At 67.0% G+C, this 19,704-nt stretch carries 20 protein-coding genes; 13 read left to right on the top strand and 7 right to left on the bottom strand.

Features of this window, described 5'->3' with window-relative positions:
• Positions 1-1,920: a penicillin-binding transpeptidase domain-containing protein gene (locus ArtHe_RS11960; RefSeq protein ID WP_248317083.1), complete on the top strand. Its 1,920-nt coding sequence runs from the start codon at positions 1-3 to the stop codon at positions 1,918-1,920.
• 32 nt (positions 1,921-1,952) lie between these two features.
• Here the strand turns inward: ArtHe_RS11960 and ArtHe_RS11965 are convergent, their stop codons facing one another.
• Both ArtHe_RS11965 and ArtHe_RS11970 read right to left on the bottom strand, forming a co-directional pair.
• Positions 1,953-2,411, bottom strand: coding sequence for a YccF domain-containing protein (locus tag ArtHe_RS11965; RefSeq protein ID WP_248317084.1), 459 nt, complete (start codon positions 2,409-2,411; stop codon positions 1,953-1,955).
• 31 nt (positions 2,412-2,442) lie between these two features.
• Positions 2,443-3,153, bottom strand: a complete 711-nt coding sequence (locus ArtHe_RS11970; RefSeq protein WP_248317085.1) for a phosphatase PAP2 family protein — start codon at positions 3,151-3,153, stop codon at positions 2,443-2,445.
• Positions 3,154-3,397: 244 nt separating this feature from the next.
• Here ArtHe_RS11970 and ArtHe_RS11975 point away from each other — a divergent pair, with 244 nt between their 5' ends.
• From ArtHe_RS11975 to ArtHe_RS11985, 3 genes are all read left to right on the top strand, one after another.
• Complete coding sequence (locus tag ArtHe_RS11975) at positions 3,398-3,871, top strand: pyridoxamine 5'-phosphate oxidase family protein (RefSeq protein WP_248317086.1); 474 nt, start codon at positions 3,398-3,400, stop codon at positions 3,869-3,871.
• Positions 3,872-3,873: 2 nt separating this feature from the next.
• A complete protein-coding gene (locus tag ArtHe_RS11980) occupies positions 3,874-4,437 on the top strand; it encodes a HutD family protein (protein ID WP_248317087.1) in 564 nt (187 codons plus the stop codon).
• 68 nt (positions 4,438-4,505) lie between these two features.
• Positions 4,506-4,700 carry a DNA-binding protein gene (locus ArtHe_RS11985; protein ID WP_066296619.1) on the top strand — a complete coding sequence of 65 codons (195 nt, stop codon included), beginning with the start codon at positions 4,506-4,508 and terminating at the stop codon, positions 4,698-4,700.
• An 89-nt stretch (positions 4,701-4,789) separates the two neighbouring features.
• On the opposite strand, the gene ArtHe_RS11990 is transcribed toward ArtHe_RS11985, so the two are convergent.
• A complete protein-coding gene (locus ArtHe_RS11990; RefSeq protein WP_248317088.1) occupies positions 4,790-6,397 on the bottom strand; it encodes a DEAD/DEAH box helicase in 1,608 nt (535 codons plus the stop codon).
• Between the two features lie 337 nt (positions 6,398-6,734).
• Between ArtHe_RS11990 and trmB the strand changes: the two genes are divergently transcribed.
• The 6 genes from trmB to ArtHe_RS12020 all read left to right on the top strand — a co-directional run bounded on the left by trmB (position 6,735) and on the right by ArtHe_RS12020 (position 11,576).
• Positions 6,735-7,526, top strand: coding sequence for a tRNA (guanosine(46)-N7)-methyltransferase TrmB (gene trmB, locus ArtHe_RS11995; protein ID WP_248319783.1), 792 nt, complete (start codon positions 6,735-6,737; stop codon positions 7,524-7,526).
• A 6-nt stretch (positions 7,527-7,532) separates the two neighbouring features.
• Entirely contained in the window at positions 7,533-8,540 is a 1,008-nt protein-coding gene (locus tag ArtHe_RS12000; RefSeq protein ID WP_248317089.1) for an NYN domain-containing protein, read from the top strand.
• Positions 8,541-8,816: 276 nt separating this feature from the next.
• The gene (locus ArtHe_RS12005) at positions 8,817-9,479 is read left to right on the top strand and encodes a hypothetical protein (RefSeq protein WP_248317090.1); all 663 of its coding nucleotides are present in this window, start codon (positions 8,817-8,819) and stop codon (positions 9,477-9,479) included.
• Positions 9,472-9,768, top strand: a complete 297-nt coding sequence (locus ArtHe_RS12010) for a transcriptional regulator (protein ID WP_248317091.1) — start codon at positions 9,472-9,474, stop codon at positions 9,766-9,768. The genes ArtHe_RS12005 and ArtHe_RS12010 overlap by 8 nt, the downstream gene beginning before the upstream one ends.
• 39 nt (positions 9,769-9,807) lie before the next feature.
• Positions 9,808-10,767, top strand: coding sequence for an ABC transporter ATP-binding protein (locus ArtHe_RS12015; protein ID WP_248317092.1), 960 nt, complete (start codon positions 9,808-9,810; stop codon positions 10,765-10,767).
• Positions 10,764-11,576 carry an ABC transporter permease gene (locus ArtHe_RS12020; RefSeq protein ID WP_248317093.1) on the top strand — a complete coding sequence of 271 codons (813 nt, stop codon included), beginning with the start codon at positions 10,764-10,766 and terminating at the stop codon, positions 11,574-11,576. Before ArtHe_RS12015 ends, ArtHe_RS12020 begins: the two co-directional genes overlap by 4 nt.
• Positions 11,577-11,591: 15 nt before the next feature.
• Here ArtHe_RS12020 and ArtHe_RS12025 read toward each other — a convergent pair whose 3' ends face one another.
• The 4 genes from ArtHe_RS12025 to dnaK all read right to left on the bottom strand — a co-directional run bounded on the left by ArtHe_RS12025 (position 11,592) and on the right by dnaK (position 15,786).
• Positions 11,592-12,122 carry a helix-turn-helix transcriptional regulator gene (locus ArtHe_RS12025; protein WP_248319784.1) on the bottom strand — a complete coding sequence of 177 codons (531 nt, stop codon included), beginning with the start codon at positions 12,120-12,122 and terminating at the stop codon, positions 11,592-11,594.
• Between the two features lie 76 nt (positions 12,123-12,198).
• Complete coding sequence (locus ArtHe_RS12030) at positions 12,199-13,191, bottom strand: DnaJ C-terminal domain-containing protein (protein WP_066296641.1); 993 nt, start codon at positions 13,189-13,191, stop codon at positions 12,199-12,201.
• A gap of 97 nt (positions 13,192-13,288) precedes the next feature.
• The gene (locus tag ArtHe_RS12035) at positions 13,289-13,909 is read right to left on the bottom strand and encodes a nucleotide exchange factor GrpE (RefSeq protein ID WP_248317094.1); all 621 of its coding nucleotides are present in this window, start codon (positions 13,907-13,909) and stop codon (positions 13,289-13,291) included.
• A gap of 2 nt (positions 13,910-13,911) precedes the next feature.
• The gene (gene dnaK, locus ArtHe_RS12040; protein ID WP_248317095.1) at positions 13,912-15,786 is read right to left on the bottom strand and encodes a molecular chaperone DnaK; all 1,875 of its coding nucleotides are present in this window, start codon (positions 15,784-15,786) and stop codon (positions 13,912-13,914) included.
• A gap of 351 nt (positions 15,787-16,137) precedes the next feature.
• Here dnaK and ArtHe_RS12045 point away from each other — a divergent pair, with 351 nt between their 5' ends.
• The 3 genes from ArtHe_RS12045 to ArtHe_RS12055 are packed head-to-tail and all read left to right on the top strand — an operon-like array spanning position 16,138 to position 19,702.
• Positions 16,138-16,941 carry a methyltransferase domain-containing protein gene (locus tag ArtHe_RS12045; RefSeq protein ID WP_248317096.1) on the top strand — a complete coding sequence of 268 codons (804 nt, stop codon included), beginning with the start codon at positions 16,138-16,140 and terminating at the stop codon, positions 16,939-16,941.
• A gap of 26 nt (positions 16,942-16,967) precedes the next feature.
• Positions 16,968-17,474, top strand: a complete 507-nt coding sequence (locus ArtHe_RS12050) for a low molecular weight protein-tyrosine-phosphatase (protein WP_248317097.1) — start codon at positions 16,968-16,970, stop codon at positions 17,472-17,474.
• Positions 17,474-19,702: a chorismate-binding protein gene (locus ArtHe_RS12055; RefSeq protein ID WP_248317099.1), complete on the top strand. Its 2,229-nt coding sequence runs from the start codon at positions 17,474-17,476 to the stop codon at positions 19,700-19,702. Before ArtHe_RS12050 ends, ArtHe_RS12055 begins: the two co-directional genes overlap by 1 nt.
• Positions 19,703-19,704 lie beyond the last annotated feature (2 nt).

Consider the following 19,704-nt stretch of genomic DNA (forward strand, 5'->3'; position numbering starts at 1 on the left):
ATGGTGAAACCCCGCCTGCTCGCATCCGCTCTAACCCTTTCCGTCGTGGCACTGTCCCTGGCTGCCTGTTCGCCGGAGGAGGGACCGGGACCCGAAACCGCCGCGGAGACCCTCGCCACCGGGCTCTCCGCGCTGGACGTAACGGGCAGCTCGTTCTCCGACTCCTCCGTCGAAGCCGTCAACGGTATGCTCGGGCATCTTGTCTCCGGCATGGCCCCGCTGAAACCGACAGTGACCGTCACGGACATAGAAGAGACTTCCGGTTCGCAGGCAACTGCCACGCTCAACTACGTCTGGGATGTCAATGCTGCTGCGGAAGACTACAGCTACGACACTTCGGTAACCCTGGAACGGGACGAAGCGGATGCCTGGCAGGTCCGGTTCACGTCCACCACTGTGCACCCGGAGCTTGACCCCGGGGAGCGGCTGGTGCGCACGACCGCACCCGTGCACCGTGGGGACATTCTTGGTGCCGGCGGAGCCGTCTTGATGGCGGACCGGGCGGTCTGGCGCGTCGGCATCGACAAGGCCGTGTTGACCGAGAAGGAGTACGCCTCGTCCGCCTTCTATCTGTCCCAGTTCCTGAACATGGACATCGATGCTTTCACGGCACAGGTCCAGGCGGCCGGCCCCAAGGATTTCGTGGACGCCGTTACCGTGCGGCAGGACAGCGTTCCGGCGAACTTCGAGTCGGAGATCGCCACCGTTCCAGGCGCCGCAGCACTGTCGGAAGTCCGGTCGCTGACTCAGCCGGGCTCCTTCACCGGGGCGCTGTTGGGATCCGTCGGAGAAGCCACACCGGAACTGATCGAAAAGTCCGGCGGCGCGCTGGCCCCCGGTGACCAGGCCGGGCTTTCCGGACTGCAGCTGGAATACGACTCGCAGCTCAGGGGCGCCGACGCCGTCACGGTCCATATTGCCGGGACAGACAATGTGGCGTCGGCGCCGCTGTTTGAGACCGACGGCGAACCCGGAAAGCCGCTCCAGACGACCCTGGCTGCCGGCATCCAGGCCCAGGCCGAGTCAGTTCTGAAGGATGAACCGTCCGCCGCGGCCCTGGTGGCGATCCAGCCCTCCACCGGCAATCTCCTGGCCGTGGCCAACGGCCCGGGAAGCCGCGGTGCGCAGACGGCGCTGCTTGGCCAGTACGCTCCGGGGGCCGCGTTCCAGCTCGTCACCGCCCTGGCACTGCTGCGGACCGGATCCACACCGGAGACCACGGTTTCCTGCCCGGCGGATGTGAACGTGGATGGCCGGAGCTTCACCAACCCCGGCACATATCCCAGCGGATACCTGGGCGGAATCACCCTCGCCGAAGCCTTCGCTCAATCCTGCAGCACCGCGTTCGTCAACGCCCGGGACTCGGTTCCCCAGTCCGGGCTCGCCTCCGCCGCTGCCAGCCTGGGAGTGGGCGTGGATGCAGCCATCGGCACTCCCGCCTACTTTGGTTCAGTGCCGGCGGCAGCTGACGGGCCGCTGCATGCTGCCTCGATGATCGGGCAGGGCGAGGTCCTGATGTCGCCGCTCGCGCTGGCCATTGCCGGCGCCTCCGCGGCCAAGGGCGAACGGGTGCAGCCCGCGCTTGTCTCTCCGTCCGGGGACGGCGGGGCGGAAAACACGGCCGGTCCGGCCCCGCAGTCACCGGAGCCGGTGACCGGCGATGAGGCGGGGACGCTGCGGGAACTGATGCGGGGCGTCGTCACCGACGGCACCGGCGAACTGCTCCAGGACGTGCCCGGGGGGCCGGTGCTGGCCAAAAACGGCACCGCCGACTCCGTCAGCGAAGCTCCGCCGGGCACCCATGCCTGGGTGGTCGCCATCCATGGTGATCTCGCCGTCGCACTGTTCATTGAGAACGCGGAGCAGGGAACACCCGCAGAGGCAGTGATGCACGCTTTCCTTGACGGTCTAGCCGGCTGATCGGCTGGACCTGTTCCCGCAGGTGGTTTAGGTTACCGGCCGTACCGGCCCTTGCCGGGTGACCCTGAATAGGTCGCATAGGGAGTCGGCGAATTGTAGGGAACCAGGCCGGGACCGGAGGTCGGCACAATCCGCTTGCCCAGCGGGACCAGGGAAATCGGGATCATTTTCAGGTTCGCGATGCCCAGCGGGATGCCAATGATGCTGACGAACATGGGAATGGCCGTCAGCACATGCCCGATGGCGATCCATACGCCGGCAAGCACCAGCCAGATCACATTGCCCAGGGTGGCCAGCACCCCGGTACCCCGGCCGCTGTCGATAACGGTGCGGCCGAAGGGCCACAGCGCATAAGACGCGATCCTAAAGGAGGCGATGCCGAACGGGATGGTCACGATCAGCAGGCAGCAGACGATTCCGGCGAGGACGTAGCCCAGGGCCAGCCAAATACCGCCGAACAGGAGCCAGATAACGTTCAGGATTGCCTTCATGAGCCCATTGTTCTCCAGATGCGGTGCAGAGTCACGGTTTGCCCGCCGGTGGTGGTCCGTCCGGCAGCTGCCCGGAGGCTCCAGGTGCCTGATCCGGCCGGGAGGACCGGACGGCTAACCGGCGGAGCACTGGGTCCAGCGCATAAACGACGACGGTGACCACCAGGGTTCCCAGGGCCAGCCCGGACAGGACGTCGTGCACATAGTGGACGCCGCCCGCCACCCGGGATCCGGCAAGCAGCACGGCTGCCGGCACAACCAGCCACGCGGTGCGGCCAAGTGCGAGCACGCATGCGGCGGCGAAGGCAGCCGCCAGCACCGAGTGGTTCGACGGCCAGGACCAGTCGCCATCAACAGGACAGGCAAGAACGGTCTCAACCACCAGGGCCCGGCAGGGACGCTGCTCCGCCACGATGAGCTTGATGCCCTCGCTGAGCAGATACGCCCCGATCACTCCCACTCCCGCCGAGGCCAGACGCAGGAAGACCAGGCGGTCGCGCAGCAGCGACCAGGCTGCAATGCCACCGGCCGCGGCCACCAGGAGCCATAACCCGGATTCGGCGACGAGGCCGACGGCTGGAGCAGCGGCGGATTCTGCCGCAGACCCTGCGGCAGCGAGGTACAGGGCATCCCGGACCGGGTAGGCCGCAGCGGCTAGAAGCAGGAGGATCCCGGTGGTCAGGAGGCCGGCCGGCACCGGGCGGCGCGGAAGGGTTCGGGCGGAAGGAACTAACAGACTCATGGTCTTCTACGTTACGGGCCACCCGCAGAGGGCCGCCTCGCCCTCAGGTCCCGGGCTGCCTGGATTGTCTGGACCCCCGGTACCAGTTGCGCTGCGGCCCCGTCCCCCCAGGGGTTGAGGGGCCGGCTGAGGGAGCAGCACCTGGACGCCTGGGCCTGGCCCGCTGCCTGCACCGAAATCCGCGGCCCTGGGCCTGGGCCTGCTGCCTGTGCCTAATCCCGCTGCCTGTGCCTAGACTGAGGGCATGCCGCGAACCAAAGATGATGCAGGAGTACCCGTTGAGCTAACTTCCAGCGAGTGCTGGGAGTACGCCCGCCAGGCTTCGGTCGGGCGGCTTGCCGTGCTGGTGGAGGGAGCGCCGGACATCTTCCCCATCAACTTCGCTGTGGACCACGGCACTGTCGTTTTCCGCAGCGCGGCGGGCACCAAGCTGGCCGCAGCCCTCACGGACACCCCGGTCGCGTTCGAGGTCGACGGTTACGACGACGGCCTGGGCTATGCCTGGAGCGTCGTGCTCAAGGGAACGGCCTCCCAGCTCGCGTCCATCGAGGACGTCCTGGATTCCGAGACGCTGGAACTCTTCCCCTGGCAGAGCGGGGAGAAGAACCACTTCGTGCGCATTGAGCCCACCGAGACCACCGGCAGGCGTTTCCGGATCACCGCTACCGCCCGCCGCCATGTCCTCTCGACCCGGCCCCGCCAGGCTTTCACGGAATAGGCGTGGAAACTTCGATCCTGAGCTTCGCTGCCCTGCCCTCCCACACCTGGGGGAATAACGCCGGTCGGGTGAAGGACATCGCGTCCGGCCCTGCCGGCCCGTCCGGAACTCCCGGCTGGCGCTTAGCCGCCGCGACCATCGAAAAATCCGCTCCGTTCACCAGGTTTGAGGGAATGGACCGCATCACGCTTCCGGTGGAGGGCGAGCTGCTCCTCCTGAACGTGGACGGAACCGAGCACGCCATGGAACGCCTCCGGCCGATCCGCTACTCCGGAGACGCGCCCGCAGCCGCTTCCCTGCCCACCGGCGAAGTGACCGTGCTTAATACCTTCGTGGACCGCACCCGTTTCGGTGCCGCCGTGATGGTGGTGGAGCTGTCGAAGAAGAATGCTCCGTCGCTCGGGCCCGGCCAGTTCCTGGTCCTGCTGCAGGGATCCGCCAAAGCCATGCTCGAGGCGGGCAGCCAGGAGCTTGATCCGCTGGACACGGTGCCGGGGAGCGCGGACCGGCCGCAGGTCCTGGGGCGCGGTTTCGCCGCCGTCGTCTCCTTCTACGAACTGGACTGACCGCTCTCCCGCCGCCGTGTCCGCCGCGGGCCCTTCTTTCCGGAATTGCCGTTGCCTACCATCGACGCATGAGCACTTCGCTGAATGAACTCCCCCGGATTTCTGCGCCCGCGGTGCGGGCCCTGGGCGGCGCGGGGATCACCTCGCTGCGCCAGCTGGCGGGCATTCCCCGGGAAGACCTGGCGCAGCTGCACGGTATGGGACCCAAAGCCCTGAACATTATTGATGCCGCGCTGGGTGAGCACGGGCTCAGCCTCGGCTAATGCCGAAGGCCCAGACATACCGAAGGCCCCGCATTTACATGCGGGGCCTTCGGTATTTCAGCTGTTTCAGCCGATGGAGCTGTCAGCGCTTAGCGGCTGCGGCGTTCGTTCGACGCCGGAGCTGTGGCACGGCGGGGGCCGGCTGCCCGTGCCGGGCGGCCGCTGCCGCCGGCAGCGGGAGCTGCTGACCGGGTGCCGCCGGAGCGGTGCGTTCCGGTTGCTGCCACGTCGCCGGCACGCTGGCCGGTGGCGGGGCGGCGGTTGCGGCCCTGGGAGGTGGCTGCAGCTGCTGAGCCGCGGCGTCCTTCGGGGCTGCGCTGGGCGCGGGGGGCCTCACCTGCGGGAGCGCGCTCGGCGGACACACGGCCGCGGCCGCCTGATCCTCCGCGTCCACCGGCACGGGTGCCGGTTGCGGTACCGGAACGGGCCGCACGCTTGCGCTGTGCATTGGCACCGGTGGACCGGCCGCCACCCTGCTGCGGGGACTTGGCTGCCAGCTGGGCTGCACGGACGTGAGGCTCGACGACGGCGGCGCGTTCCCCAATGAGCTTGGCGATCGACGGTGAATTGTGGGAGACCTTCTCGATCGAGACGTCGACGCCGGCAGCCTTCATCAGCTTGGACACCTCGCCCTTCTGCTCGGGCAGGGTCACGGTGACGACGGTGCCGTCGGAACCGGCGCGGGCGGTGCGGCCGGAGCGGTGCAGGTACGCCTTGTGCTCCGTGGGCGGATCGATGTGGACAACCAGCTCGACGTCGTTCACGTGGACGCCGCGGGCAGCGACGTCGGTCGCAACCAGGACGCGGACGTCGCCGGAAGCGAACTCTGCCAGGTTCCGGTCACGGGCGTTCTGCGAGAGGTTGCCGTGCAGGTCAACGGCGGGGATGCCGCTGTCGCTGAGGAACTTGGCCATCTTCCGGGCGTGGTGCTTGGTGCGCATGAACATAATGCGGCGGCCCTGGCCGGAAGCCAGTTCCTTGACCAGGAGCTTCTTGGCGGTCTGGTCCTGGACCAGCAGCACGTGGTGCTCCATGGTGGTCACCGCAGCCTGCGGATCGTCCACCGAGTGGGTCAGCGGGTTGGTGAGGTAGCGGCGGACCAGCTTGTCCACGCCGTTGTCCAGGGTCGCGGAGAACAGCAGGCGCTGGCCCTTTTCCGGGGTGCGGTCCAGCAGGCGCTGCACCACCGGAAGGAAGCCGAGGTCGGCCATGTGGTCGGCCTCGTCCAGCACCGTGATTTCCACGGACTCGAGGCTGATGAGCTTCTGCTTCATCAGGTCCTCGAGGCGGCCGGGGCAGGCAATGACAATGTCGACGCCGGCGCCCAGCGCCTTTTCCTGGCGTTGCTGGGACACACCGCCGTAGATGACGGTGGTGTTCAGGCCCAGCTCGGCGGCGAGGGGCTCAATAACGTTGTTGATCTGCGTGGCAAGTTCACGCGTCGGCGCAAGAACCAGGCCGAGCGGGCGGTTGGGCCGGCGGCGGTAGGCCGCTTCGCCTTCACTCAGGCGGGCGACCAGCGGCAGGGAAAACGCGAGCGTCTTGCCGGAGCCGGTGCGGCCGCGGCCCAGGACGTCGCGGCCCTTGAGCGTATCGGGCAGCGTTTGGACCTGAATGGGGAACGGCTCAGCGATTCCCTGTGCGGAGAGGTTTGAGACAAGTGCCTTGGGCACGCCAAGGGCAGCAAAAGTAGTCATTAAAAGACAGGCAACTTTCGGTAAGAGGCCCCCTATGCCGTGTAGCGCAGAGGGTTCGCCGAAGAAAAGTCAGACAGTGTCCACCGCCCCGGATTCGCACCGGGCGGGACAAAAGAAAGCGTTCATCGACGCAGGTTGCGCTGCTTACACACGCGGCTTTTAGGCGCGGCAGTCGCAACAACTTCCCCCAGTTTACCGGATGGAGCGCTGTTACCTAATCGGGGGCCTCCGGCCCGCACCGGCCTGAACCGCCGGACCGTTAGCATTAACAGTGATGACTACTGAACCAGCCCTGCCTGTTACCGACGCAGCCGACGACGTTCAAGACGCCGAAACGATGCACTTCCGTGCCCCCGTTTCCTTCGTCCGCCGGGGCTCGCGGCTCCAGGGACGCCGCCAGCAGGCCTGGGATGAGCTCTCCGACGTTTTCGTGATCGACGTTCCCCGTGTGCAGGCCGACACCTCGGTGGATCCGGAGTACGTGTTCGACGCCGAGGCAGCCTTTGGGCGCAAGGCGCCCCTCGTCGTCGAAATCGGTTCCGGACTTGGTGAAGCTGTTACCCATGCCGCCGAGCAGAACCCGGAGAAGAACTTCCTGGCCGTGGAGGTCTACCTGCCCGGCCTGGCACAGACCCTGCAGCGCATCGGCCAGAAGAACCTGACCAACGTGCGGGTGGTCCAGGCCAACGCTCCGGAGGTCCTCTCCACCATGCTGCCCGCCGGGTCGGTGGACGAGCTGTGGGTCTTCTTTCCGGATCCCTGGCACAAGACCCGCCACCACAAGCGGCGCATGGTCAAGGACTCCTTCGCGGAGCTCGCTGCCCGCGCGCTGGTCCCGGGCGGCCTGTGGCGGCTCGCCACCGACTGGTCCGACTACGCGGTCCAGATGCGGGAGGTCCTCGACGCTTCCCCTCACTTCGAAAACCTGCACCCCGGCGAGCGTGCCGGTGTGGACGGCCCGCTGAGCCAGGTGTACGCCCGCGGCCTGGAGGGGAAGGACGCAACTGACGACGTCGATACCCGCGGCGGCTGGGCACCGCGGTTCGAGGGCCGCACTCTGACCAGCTTCGAAAACAAGGCGCACCAGGCCAACCGGCTGATCTTCGACCTCACCTACCGCAAGGCCTGAGCTTCCATGACTGAACCAAACGACGCACGCGTTGGTCTCTACATCGACTTCGATAACATCGTCATCTCCCGCTATCAGCAGCTGCACGGCCGGAATGCCTTCCAGCGGGACGGGATCCGGGACTTCGACCGGTCAAGCCGTGACGCCGACCCGGAAATCAGCACCAAACTGACGGCAGCGACCGTTGATTTCAACGCCATCATCGATTTCGCCGCGTCCTTCGGAACGCTGGTCGTCAACCGCGCCTACGCGGACTGGTCGGTGCCGGTCAACGCCAGCTACCAGCGGCAGCTGATGTCCCGGGCGGTGGACCTCACCCAGCTGTTCACCACCACCACACGCGGAACCAAGAACGGCGCGGACATCCGGCTGGCCGTCGACGTCGTCGAAGACCTCTTCCGCCTTCCCGACCTCACGCACGTCATCATTGTCGCCGGGGATTCGGACTACATCGCGCTGGCGCAGAAGTCCAAGCGCCTGGGCCGCTTCGTGGTGGGCATCGGTGTTGCCGGTTCGACCAGCACCTCCCTCGCGGCGGCATGCGACGAGTTTGAGGACTACGACTCGCTGCCCGGCGTCGACCGGTCTACCGCAGCTTCCGCGGCGGAGCGGCCTTCCCCGGACCGGAAATCCCCCGCGCCGGCTGAGGCCCCGTCCGGCCAGGCTCCGGACAAGCCCCGGAAGCTCACCACCATCCCCATGTTCTCCCACACCGAAGACGCCCAGCTCGACGAGCTGGACCCCGCCGAGGACATTGATCCGCTGACCCTCGCCACCGAGCTGCTGGTGCGCGCCCTGCAGATCGGCCATGCGAAGGGCGACGCCGACGAGTGGCTGAACACGGGCACGATCAAGAACCAGATGCGCCGGATGGACCCTTCGTTCAACGAGAAGCCGCTCGGTTTCCGGTCCTTCACTGATTTCCTTTCCTCGCATGCCGATCTGGTCGAGCTCAAGGAGGACGGCCCGCACCGGCTGATCCGCCTCCGCCCGGAGGCGGACACCGCGCGCTGATTGCGGGGCGGTGCTGCGCGCCGGGTAGCGCCGCGTGGTATTGCGGAGCGCCTCGCTGCAGACCGTGCGGAGCGCGGACCGTGCACTCCGCCGCGACCACCGGAAGAAACATTCCCTAAACCTCTTCCCACAAAGCACTTTGTGCTGCAAACTGCTTTGTATGAACCACAGCACCCGTCCGGACCGGGTATCCGGCCCCCTGCGCACCCCAGAGACGAAGCCGCCGCAGGGGCAACGCCCGCAGATCCTCTCCCGAACGCAGCATCGCCTGGGCCGGTGAACCCATCCCCGGAATCTGCTGCAGGGGACGACCGGGCACTGAACCTGCACGAGGCGCTGGCGGTGGTGCAGGATGCGGAGCGCTCAGCCCGGCGGACCCTCTCCGGAAACACCGCGCTTGTCTACCTTCTGTGGGGCCTCACCTGGGCCATCGGTTATGGCTCGCTCTGGGGCAGCCAAACGGGATTGCTGCCCCTGGAGCCCGGAACCGCCTTGATCATCCTCGCTGCTGCCCTGGCCGCAGCGACGATATCCACCGTCGTGATCTTCGCACGGGGATCCCGGGGCATCCGCGGGCAATCAGCTTTCCAAGGCGGAATGTACGGAGCAGCCTGGGCGCTCGGCTTCACCGTGATGGGAGCACTCAGCGGAGCCCTTGGCAGGATTATCGAAGACTTCTGGCTGCGCGGCATGCTCGTCAACTCGATTGCGGTCCTTATTGTCGGCCTGCTCTACATCACGGGCGGCACCACCTTCAACGACAAGCAGCAGTCCTACCTGGGTGTCTGGCTCCTGGTGGTAACCATCGCCGGACTGGTCTCCGGCCCTGGTCTTTTCCTCGCGGTCTTCCTCTTCCTGGGCTCCCCCGGCCTGCTGCTGGGAGCCCTGGTGGAGTACCTGCGCACCCGCCGGCGCCGGACGGCAGCAGCCGATGCCTGAACTCGACCCCGTAATCCATGCCGAATCCCGGCTGCGCACTCTGACTACGCTCAATGAGGTCGGTGAGAACAACCGGATCGCTTTCACCAAATTGCAGAAGCTGCTCGAAATGACTGCGGGCAACCTTTCCACCCACCTCCGGAAGCTGGAGACGGCCGGCTACGTGGAAGTCACCAAGACCATTGAAGGCCGCACGCCCGCCACCTACGTCGGCATCACTCCCGAAGGCAAAGCGGCTTACGCACGCTACCGCCGCAACCTGCAGGACCTGCTTTCAGGCCTTTCCTAACCTGCCGGCCACCGGCATCAGCGCAAGGAGAATCTAGACATGAGCATCCCCAGCCCCCGCGGGGGCCCGACGACGGCGGCCGGCACCTTGGCTGCCGCCCGCTCCGTGAGCAAAAGCTACGGCGGCACCAAAGCACTGGACGCAGTGAGTTTTGCCGTCGGTGCAGGCGAAACCGTGGGGCTCCTCGGACCCAACGGAGCCGGAAAGTCCACGCTGCTGAACCTGTTGAGCGGACTGCGGCAGCCCGACACAGGAACGGTCGAACTCTTCGGCCAGAATCCCCGGAATCCGCTGTCCCGGCGGGAGCTGGGAACCACACCGCAGGCGACTTCCGTTCCGGCAACCCTGCGGGTGCGGGAAACCGTGGATTTCGTGGCCTCCCACTACGCCGATCCGATCCCGACAGCTGAGCTGCTGGACGGCTTCGGCCTGGGGCCTGCCGCCGGCAAGCAGTGCGGCGGACTCTCCGGAGGGCAGCAGCGGCGCCTGCTCGTGGCGCTGGCGCTTGTCGGGCGTCCCCGGCTGGTGATCCTGGACGAACCCACCACCGGCCTGGACGTCGAAGCGCGGGAGAACCTCTGGGAACGCCTGGCAGATTACCGGGCAGGCGGCGGAACGCTCCTCATCACCAGCCATTACCTGGAAGAGATCCAGACCCTGTCCAGCCGCGTTGTTGTCATCAACGAAGGCTCCGTGGTGGCGGACGGCAACGTCGACGAGATCCGCGGACGGGTCAGCGTATCCAGGGTTTCCTTCCACACCGAACTGCCGGCGTCGTCCTTCGAGACGATGGCCGGCACCGTTTCGGTGTCCGTCTCTGCCTCCGGCACCACCACCATCCTCACGCACGACGCCGATGAAACGGTACGGCTGCTCGTCCGCGGCAACGTGGGGTTCAGCGGCCTGGAAGTGCACGCCGCGAGCCTCGAGGAGGCCTTTCTTTCCCTCACCCACGCCGGAGAGTCCGCTCCTGCCCCTGAACGGAGAGCAGTCCGATGAGCACCACCGCCCCTTTGACACGTCCCCCGGAAGCAAAATCCCAGCTGCATCTGATCCGCACCCACACCCGCGCCCAGGTCCTGGAGCAGCTGCGGATTCCAGTTGCCGTCCTGTCCTCCACCATCTTTCCGACCCTGGCGCTGGTGTTTTTCGTGCTCCCGCAGACCGCGGTGACGTCCAATCCGCTGGCCTCACTGACGGCAATCGCACAGCTCGCGGTATTCGGAGTGATGAGCGCCTTCCTGTTCAACTACGGGATTGGCGTAGCGGAAGAGCGGGCCAATCCGTGGAGCAGCTATGTGCGGACCCTGCCCGCAGGCGCCGTGCCGGCCACCGTGGCCCGGGCCCTGACCGCCATGATGTTCGCTTTCTTCGCACTGGTTCCGGTCCTGGTGGTGGGCGCCCTGACCACTGCCGGCATGGACCTGTACCTGGATGGAACCCTGCCGTGGTGGCGGGTGCCGCTGGCGGTGGCCGTCTGGCTGCTGTGCGGACTCCCATTCCTCTGCCTCGGGCTGCTGATCGGCTATCTGTGCACGTCCAAGGTGGCAATTGCGGTAACCCAGGTGGTCTTCTTTCCGCTGGCCTTCGCGGGCGGGATGATGCTGCCGCCGGAAATCTTCTCTCCCGGTCTGGACCTCTTTTCCCGGTTCCTGCCCTCACGGGCGGCCCGCGACCTCTCCGTTTCAGCGCTCTCCGGTGAACCATTTGAAGCCACGGCGGTCATCTGCTTCCTGGCGTGGACTGCGGTGCTCGCTGCGGGGGCTATCTGGGCCAACCGCCGGGACCAGGGACGCCGCTTCCGCTAGGACCGGCGGGAGAAGCTACCGGGAGCCGAAGAACTCGCCGCGGTCCGCTGTGTAGCCCAGCTCGGTTTCCGCCGGGCTGCCCTTGCCCGCGGGCAGGGCCATCACCCGGCGGTTGAGCGCGGCCAGCGCGGCCAGGCCGAGCGGCCGGCCGCTGGACCTCGAGGCCGGCGGACGCTGCCCGCGGGATAGGGTGACGACGTCGCCGGCTAGCCCGGCAGCGAACACCCGGCCCATGTCGGCGCTGCGCTGCTGGACCTGGTCCAGTTCAGCGGAGAGTTCGTTAACCCGCGCCCGGAGCCCGGAGACCTGCTTCTGCAGCTCCATAATCCGCTTGATGCCCTCCAGGGACACGCCCTCCTGGGAGAGGCGCTGCACCTCCCGCAGCATCTCAATGTCCCGCTGCGAGTACCGGCGCGAACGCCCGGGAGCACGGCTCGGGCTGACGATGCCAAGGCGGTCATACTGCCGCAGGGTCTGCGGATGCATGTCCGCGAGTTCAGCGGCAACGGAGATCACGAAGATGGGTGCATTAACGTCGATGCCCACTTTCCTCACTCTCCCTCGCTACTTGCTGGCTTGCGTGTTTGTCATACTAGCCCGGTCCGCTCCGTTGCCGGCCAGGCTACAGCCGCGCCTTGGCGGCCAGCCCGGCCCGCGGGTCTTCGCCCTTGGTCGCATCGGCGAAGGCCTCGACTGCGGCTTTCGCGTCCTTGCTCAGATGGGACGGAACGGCGACGTCGACTGTCACCAGCAGGTCGCCGTTGCCCTTTGAGGTATGGACACCGCGTCCCTTCACCCGCAGGGTGCGGCCGGACGGAGTGCCGGCAGGAACCTTGAGCTTGACCCGGTCCGCTGTCAGGGTCGGGACCTCGATCGTCGCGCCGAGAGCTGCCTCGGGGAAGGTGATCGGCACATGGATGCGGATGTTGTTCCCGTCCCGCACAAAGAAGTCGTGCGGGGTAACGTGCACCGTGACCATCAGGTCTCCGTTGCCCGCGGCCCCGGGCATGCCCTTGCCGCGGACCCGGATCCGCTGGCCGTCCTTCACACCGGCGGGTACCCGTACCTCGACGACTTCGCCGCTGGGTTCGCGCAGCCCGATCACGGTTCCGTTGATCGACCCGGCGAAGGAGATGGTGGTGCTGGCCGTGCGGTCCGCACCCTTCTGCGGGGGCGCGGAAGTGAATCCTCCGCCGCCAAAACCGCCGCCGCCAAACAGGTCGGCGAATTCCGGGGGAATGTTGCTGCCGCCGGCGTTGAAGGAACTCCCCCGCCGGCTGCGTCCGGCGGACTGATTAAACAGGCCGCCGAAGATGTCTTCGAAACCTGCACCTGCTCCACCGGCGGGGCCGGCGCCGCCGGCCGTGAACCTGGCTCCGCTGCCCATCGCCCGGATGGCGTCATACTGCTGGCGCTCCTCGGCATCGGAAAGCACCGAGTACGCCTCGGAAACGTCCTTGAACATCTTCTCCGCGGACGGATCATCCTGGTTCTGGTCCGGGTGGTACTTGCGCGCCAGCTTCCGGTACGACTTCTTGATGTCGGCTTCGGAAGCGTCCTTGGGAACACCCAGAATCTTGTAGAAATCCTTGTCGACCCAATCCTGACTAGCCAATTGGTGTCCCCTTCCTTATGTCTTGCCTACAACGCTGGACCCGGCTCTCCACCGGAGATGCCCGGGACCGCTGTGGGGCGGTCCCGGGCATCAACTGCTACTGCTCCGGAACGGAGACGATCACCTGTGCCGCACGCAGCACCCTGTCATTCGCCTTGTACCCGGTGCGCAGAATCTGCGTGACGGTGTCGGACTGGACGTCCGGGCTCTGCTGCTGGATCAACGCTTCGTGGACGTTCGGGTCGAACGCCACGCCGGTCTCGTCGATCCGGCTCATGCCGTAACCCTTGAGCGTGTTTTCCAGCTTCACCGCGATCGAGGCGAAAGGACCCTCTGCGAGGTCCCCGTGCTGGCGGGCAGCCTCAATGTCGTCCAGAACGGGCAGCAGGGAATTCAGCATTCCCACCACTGCCATTTCCCGGGCGACATCGCGGTCCCGTTCCACCCGCTTGCGGTAGTTGACGTACTCAGCCTGCAGCCGGAGCAGGTCGTTGCGAAGTTCGAACGCTTCGGCCGACCCGGCGTCGTCTTTCGCACCGCTGCCGGCGCTGTTCAAGATCTCCTCGGCCTGGGACAGTGCGTCGCCGTCGGCCGGAGGGGCGCCCTCCGCAGCGGGCTGTGCGTCCGCTGCGGAGGAGCCTGCCTGCTGCGACTGCGGATCCTCGTTCTCCTCCGGCTGTCCGGCGGGGTTCTGGTTTCCGTTGCCATTAGCAGCCATGATTACTTCTTTTCTTCATCATCGACGACTTCGGCATCCACGATGTCTTCATCGTCCGCGCCGGAGCCCGATGCGCTGCCCTCGCCCGGTGCCGAGCCGGCGGCACCGGCGTCACCTGCTGCCTGGGCCTGCGAGTAGATGGCCTCGCCAAGCTTCGTCTGGGAACCCTGCAGCTTCTCGAACGCGGTCTTCACCTCGTCGTCGTTTTCGGTGCCCTCGAGCGCCTTCTTCAACGCGTCGACGTCGCCCTTGACCTCGGACTTGACGTCCTCGGGGAGCTTGTCGTCGTTGTCGGTGAGGAGCTTGTCCACGGAGTAGGCCAGCTGCTCTGCAGAGTTGCGGACGTCGGCGGCCTCGCGGCGCTTCTTGTCCTCCGCGGCGTGCTCTTCGGCTTCACGGACCATGCGGTCGATGTCCTCCTTGGACAGCGAGGAACCGCCCGTGATGGTCATCGACTGCTCGGCGCCGGTGCCCTTGTCCTTGGCGGAAACGTGGACGATGCCGTTGGCGTCGATGTCGAAAGTGACCTCGACCTGCGGCACACCACGCGGAGCCGGTGCGATACCGGTCAGCTCGAAGGTTCCCAGCGGCTTGTTGTCCCGGGTGAACTCACGCTCGCCCTGGAAGACCTGGATAGCCACGGACGGCTGGTTGTCATCCGCGGTGGTGAAGGTTTCGCTGCGCTTGGTGGGGATGGCCGTGTTGCGCTCGATCAGCTTGGTCATCACACCGCCCTTGGTTTCAATGCCCAGGGAAAGCGGGGTGACGTCGATCAGCAGCACGTCCTTGCGTTCGCCCTTGAGCACCCCTGCCTGCAGCGCTGCGCCGACGGCAACAACTTCGTCCGGGTTCACGCCCTTGTTCGGTTCCTGGCCGCCGGCCAGTTCCTTGACCAGCTCAGAGACGGCAGGCATACGGGTCGAGCCGCCGACCAGGATGATGTGGTCGATGTCCGAGACCTTGATGCCGGCTTCGGCAATGACGTCCTTGAACGGCTTCTTGGTGCGGTCCAGCAGGTCCTTGGTCAGGTCCTGGAACTTGGCGCGGGAGAGGTGCTCGTCCAGGTGGACCGGGCCGTCCGGGGTCACCGAGAGGTACTGCAGGGAGATGTTGGTGGAGGTCGCTGAGGAGAGTTCCTTCTTGGCCTGCTCCGCGGCTTCCTTCAGGCGCTGCAGCGCGATCTTGTCCTTGGAGAGGTCTGCACCCTTGGCCTTGGCCTGGGCCAGCAGGTAGTCAACGATCCGCTGGTCCCAGTCGTCGCCGCCGAGCCGGTTGTCACCGGCGGTGGCGCGGACCTGGATGGTGGAGAAATCGTCTTCGTCCTTGCCGACTTCCAGCAGCGAGACGTCGAAGGTGCCGCCGCCGAGGTCGAAGACCAGGATGAGTTCGTCTTCCTTGCCCTTGTCCAGGCCGTAGGCCAGTGCGGCCGCGGTCGGCTCGTTGACAATGCGGAGAACGTTCAGGCCGGCAATCTCGCCGGCTTCCTTGGTGGCCTGGCGCTCGGCGTCGTTGAAGTAGGCCGGAACGGTCACGACAGCGTCGGTAACCTTCTCCCCCAGGTAGGACTCGGCGTCGGCCTTCAGCTTCTGCAGGATACGGGCGGAGATTTCCTGGGCGGTGTATTTCTTGCCGTCAATGTCCACGCTCCAGTCGGTGCCCATGTGGCGCTTGACCGAGGCGATGGTGCGGTCGATGTTGTTGACGGCCTGGCGCTTGGCAATCTCGCCGACCAGGACCTCGCCGGACTTGGCGAAGGCAACAACGGACGGGGTGGTCCGGCCGCCTTCGGCGTTGGCGATGACGGTGGGTTCACCACCTTCAAGGACGGAGACAACGGAGTTCGTGGTTCCGAGGTCGATACCTACTGCACGTGACATATTTGCTTCCTCTTTCCTTGGAAATCGATGGCCCGCTGCGGCTGCCCTCTTTGGAGACCCTGCCGCTTCGGCCACCCGTAGCGCATATTGAGCGTTCTGCACTCAACTTTACCGGGTGCGGTTTTTTTGTCAACCAGAGTTGAGTGACTTCGGCTCAACTCTGTTCACGCTCGGTCCCCGCGTGTTTCGTGTCAGCTGCAGGCACTCCTTCTATGAAGGCACCGGCAGCTGGCACAGCACAAGGCCCCGCGGAATCCTGTGGATGGCGGCACCCGATCCTCCGGGCAGCCGCCCGTGACACACCGCGGCTCAGAACCGGTTTCGTCCCCTCCGCCCGCGTATCGTCCTGCTATGCCCCAGGACACGTACTCACACGGCCACCACAGCAGCGTGGTCAGTTCCCACGCCACCCGGACGGCGATGGATTCAGCCGCGTACCTCATGCCGCAGCTGCGTCCCGGCCTGCACATTCTCGACGTCGGCTGCGGCCCCGGCAGCATCACCGTGGACCTCGCTGATCTGGTGGCACCGGGACGGGTCACCGGACTCGACCGTTCCGAGGACGTCCTGGTCCAGGCCCGGAAACTCGCGGCCGAGCGCGGAGCAGGGAACGTGGAGTTCATCTCCGGGAATGTCTACGACCTTGATTTTCCGGATGACACGTTCGACGTCGTCCACGCCCACCAGGTGCTCCAGCACCTCACCGATCCGGTGGCGGCACTGCACGAAATGCGCCGGGTCACCCGCCCGGGCGGAATCGTGGCCGTGCGCGATGCCGATTACCACGGTATGAGCTGGTACCCGGAGGTTCCGGAGCTGGCGGAGTGGATGGACACCTACCAGCAGATCGCCCGCGGCAACCACGCCGAGCCCGATGCCGGACGCCGGCTCATCAGCTGGGCGCTGGACGCCGGGTTCAGCGGCCTCGTTCCCTCCTCCACCAGCTGGGTTTATGCCACCGAGGACCGCCGGCAGTGGCTCGCCGGCGCGTGGTCCCAGCGGATCCTCCACTCTGCTTTCGCCGAGCAGGCCCTCGAGCGGGGCCTGGCCTCGCAGGAGAAGCTGGAAAGGATGGCCGGGGGCTGGACACGCTGGTCCGCTGCACCGGACGGATGGTTCCTGATGCCCAGCGGGGAACTCATCGCCCGTCCCTGAGGGCAGCCGCTGGGTACGCTTAACCGATGTACCGCATCATTACGGTCTGCACCGGAAACATCTGCCGTTCGCCCATGGCCCAGTTCTGCCTCACCCGCGCTTTCAGCGACGCCCAGCTGGCGGACCGGGTAGCGGTGGACTCAGCCGGCGTCACCGGATGGGAAGCCGGCCGGCCGATGGACCCCCGCACGGCAGCCGAGCTGCTCCAGCACGGCTTCCCCGAACAACCCCTGGACAGCTTCCGGGCCCGGGCCTTTGAAACCGGGTGGTACCGCGGCCGGGACCTGATCCTGGCTCTGGACTACGGGCATCTGACCCATCTGCAGGCCGAAGCTCCGGTGTCCGAACACGGGAGAATCCGGATGCTGCGCAGCTTCGATCCGGCCGCCGCAGCGCTGCCCCTGGACCAGCAGGGCATCGACGATCCCTGGTACGGAGACATGACCGATTTTGATTCGTCCTACGCACTGATCCAGGCCGCAGTTCCCGGGGTGGTGGACTTTGTCCGCAGCGCCCTGGCGGAGCGGTCCTGATGTCCCCTGCGCCAAAACGCCCGCTGCTGATTGCGGTTGACGGTTTTTCCGGAGCAGGAAAAACCAGCCTCGCGCTGGAACTGGCAGCCGAGCTGCGGGCCCACCGCTCGGTGGCCCTGTTCCACCTGGAAGACGTCTATCCGGGCTGGGACGGATTGGAAACCGGCATGGATTACTACCGCCGCCGCATCCTGGAGCCGCTGGCCCAGGGCCGCAGCGCGCACTGGCAGTCCTGGGACTGGGTGGCGGGCCGGTACGGCACGCAGCACGCCACGGAGCCCGCTGACATTGTAATTTTCGAAGGAGTCGGTGCTGGGCATCAGGCCGCCCGGCACCTCCTGGACGCGGTCCTCTGGATCGAATCCCCGGAATCCGTCCGCCGGGAACGTGCCTTGGCCCGGGATGGGGAGACTTATGCTCCGCATTGGAACCGCTGGGCAGCGCAGGAAGCGGCCTGGGCAGCGGTGGACCCGGTGGCCGCCGCTGCTGACATTCTGGTCCGCAACGAGCCGGCCGCTGTTCCTTCCGCCCCGGACGACGGCGGTGCCGGCTCTTCCCCGGCGCCGCGGCAGCAGGCGGCGCTCAAGCAGGTTCCGCTCCCCCGTGTCGTCCTGCGGGCGCTGGCTTCGCTGCAGCTGCCCTCCCCCGGGCTGGGCCTGCCCCGTCCGGACCTGCAGGTTCAGGTGCAGACGGTCGACGCCGCTCCGGACCCGTTGACGCTGTTCGCTGAACTGTTCGGCAGCTCGCCGAACGCCGTCTGGCTGGACAGTTCCGACGCCGGTTCCGCCGGTTCCGGCGGCAGCCCCGCCGGGCGCAGCCGGTTCAGCATCATGGCGGACGACGGCGGTCTCCACGGCCGGTACGCCGAGCACACAGCGGGGCTGACCATGATCACGCACGGACCGGTGACCACCGTGGTTCCGGGCCCGTTCTTCCGCTGGCTGGACCGGGAATGGGGCACCGCGCAGGTCCCGGCCCCCGGCGGACTGGCCTGTCCGTTCGCCCTGGGCTGGCTGGGCTGCCTCGGCTATGAACTCAAGCGTGAAACCGGCGGCGCGGACATCGCCGGGCCGGGACCGGACGCCGCGCTGATTTTCGCGGGCCGTGCGCTCGTGCTGGATCATGCCGCCGGCAGGGTCCACCTGCTGACCCTGCGGGACCCCTTCTTCGAGGTAGATATGTCCGGCAGCGTTCCCGGGCCCGTCCCCGGGGACACGGACAGGAGTGCCGGGCAGCCGGATCTGGACGGTGACTGGCCCGCCCGCGCGTCCGCCGCCGTCGCCGCTGCCCGGTCCGCCGATCCGGCCGCCGGCACCGGCTTCCTTCCCGCGCAGACCGGCGGGTTCCGGCCTGTCAGCGCACCATCCTTCACCTTTCGCGACAGCCGGGAGGATTACCTGGCCAAGGTGCGCCGGTCGCAGCAGGAGATCGCCGAGGGCAACACCTATGAGGTCTGCCTGACAACGTCGCTGCATGCTGTCCTGCCCGAGCCGCTGGCACCGGCTGCCCTCCTGGACCTGTATGCCTCGCTTCGCCGGCGCAGCCCCGCACCATTCGCTTCTCTGCTCCGCCTGGGCCCGCTTGTGCTGGCGGGTACCTCACCCGAGCGGTTCCTCCGCATCGGCGCGGACGGGCACCTGCGCGCCGAGCCGATCAAGGGCACCCGTCCGCGCGGGCCGGACCCTGCAGCGGATGCGGCCCTGCGCACGGAGCTGCTTGAGAGCGAAAAGGACCGTGCGGAGAACATCATGATCGTGGACCTGATGCGCAATGACCTCTCCCGGCTGGCTGTCGCCGGTTCCGTGACCGTTCCGCGGCTGTGCGTCGTGGAGTCCTATGCCACGGTGCATCAGCTGGTCAGCACCGTTGATGCGCAGCTCGTTCCGGATGCCAGCCGCGCCGAGGCCGTCGCCGCAGCGTTTCCGGCCGGCTCCATGACCGGAGCGCCGAAGACCAGCACCATGGCGATCCTGGATGAGCTGGAAGCCGCCCCGCGCGGAGCGTATTCGGGCGCCGTCGGCTACTTTTCGCTGACGGGCGCCGCTGACCTCTCCGTGGTGATCCGCACGCTGGTGCTCCGCAGCGCCCCGAACGGCGGCCTGGACCTCAGCCTGGGCGTCGGCGGCGCAGTCACCGCCGGGTCCGACCCGGACGCCGAATGGGAGGAAGTGCGCACCAAGGCCCGCGGCGTCCTGGGCGCGCTCGGCTCAGAGGTGCCGGCAGGCTGAAC

The sequence above is a fragment of the Arthrobacter sp. Helios genome (assembly GCF_023167125.1).
Lineage (GTDB): Bacteria > Actinomycetota > Actinomycetes > Actinomycetales > Micrococcaceae > Arthrobacter_B > Arthrobacter_B luteolus.

Coding starts and splice junctions, on each gene's coding strand:
- ArtHe_RS11960 (WP_248317083.1), top strand. CDS start 1: ATGGTGAAACCCCGCCTGCTCGCATCCGCTCTAACCCTTTCCGTCGTG.
- ArtHe_RS11965 (WP_248317084.1), bottom strand. CDS start 2,411: ATGAAGGCAATCCTGAACGTTATCTGGCTCCTGTTCGGCGGTATTTGG.
- ArtHe_RS11970 (WP_248317085.1), bottom strand. CDS start 3,153: ATGAGTCTGTTAGTTCCTTCCGCCCGAACCCTTCCGCGCCGCCCGGTG.
- ArtHe_RS11975 (WP_248317086.1), top strand. CDS start 3,398: ATGCCGCGAACCAAAGATGATGCAGGAGTACCCGTTGAGCTAACTTCC.
- ArtHe_RS11985 (WP_066296619.1), top strand. CDS start 4,506: ATGAGCACTTCGCTGAATGAACTCCCCCGGATTTCTGCGCCCGCGGTG.
- ArtHe_RS11990 (WP_248317088.1), bottom strand. CDS start 6,397: ATGACTACTTTTGCTGCCCTTGGCGTGCCCAAGGCACTTGTCTCAAAC.
- trmB (WP_248319783.1), top strand. CDS start 6,735: ATGCACTTCCGTGCCCCCGTTTCCTTCGTCCGCCGGGGCTCGCGGCTC.
- ArtHe_RS12000 (WP_248317089.1), top strand. CDS start 7,533: ATGACTGAACCAAACGACGCACGCGTTGGTCTCTACATCGACTTCGAT.
- ArtHe_RS12010 (WP_248317091.1), top strand. CDS start 9,472: ATGCCTGAACTCGACCCCGTAATCCATGCCGAATCCCGGCTGCGCACT.
- ArtHe_RS12015 (WP_248317092.1), top strand. CDS start 9,808: ATGAGCATCCCCAGCCCCCGCGGGGGCCCGACGACGGCGGCCGGCACC.
- ArtHe_RS12020 (WP_248317093.1), top strand. CDS start 10,764: ATGAGCACCACCGCCCCTTTGACACGTCCCCCGGAAGCAAAATCCCAG.
- ArtHe_RS12035 (WP_248317094.1), bottom strand. CDS start 13,909: ATGGCTGCTAATGGCAACGGAAACCAGAACCCCGCCGGACAGCCGGAG.
- dnaK (WP_248317095.1), bottom strand. CDS start 15,786: ATGTCACGTGCAGTAGGTATCGACCTCGGAACCACGAACTCCGTTGTC.
- ArtHe_RS12045 (WP_248317096.1), top strand. CDS start 16,138: ATGCCCCAGGACACGTACTCACACGGCCACCACAGCAGCGTGGTCAGT.
- ArtHe_RS12050 (WP_248317097.1), top strand. CDS start 16,968: ATGTACCGCATCATTACGGTCTGCACCGGAAACATCTGCCGTTCGCCC.
- ArtHe_RS12055 (WP_248317099.1), top strand. CDS start 17,474: ATGTCCCCTGCGCCAAAACGCCCGCTGCTGATTGCGGTTGACGGTTTT.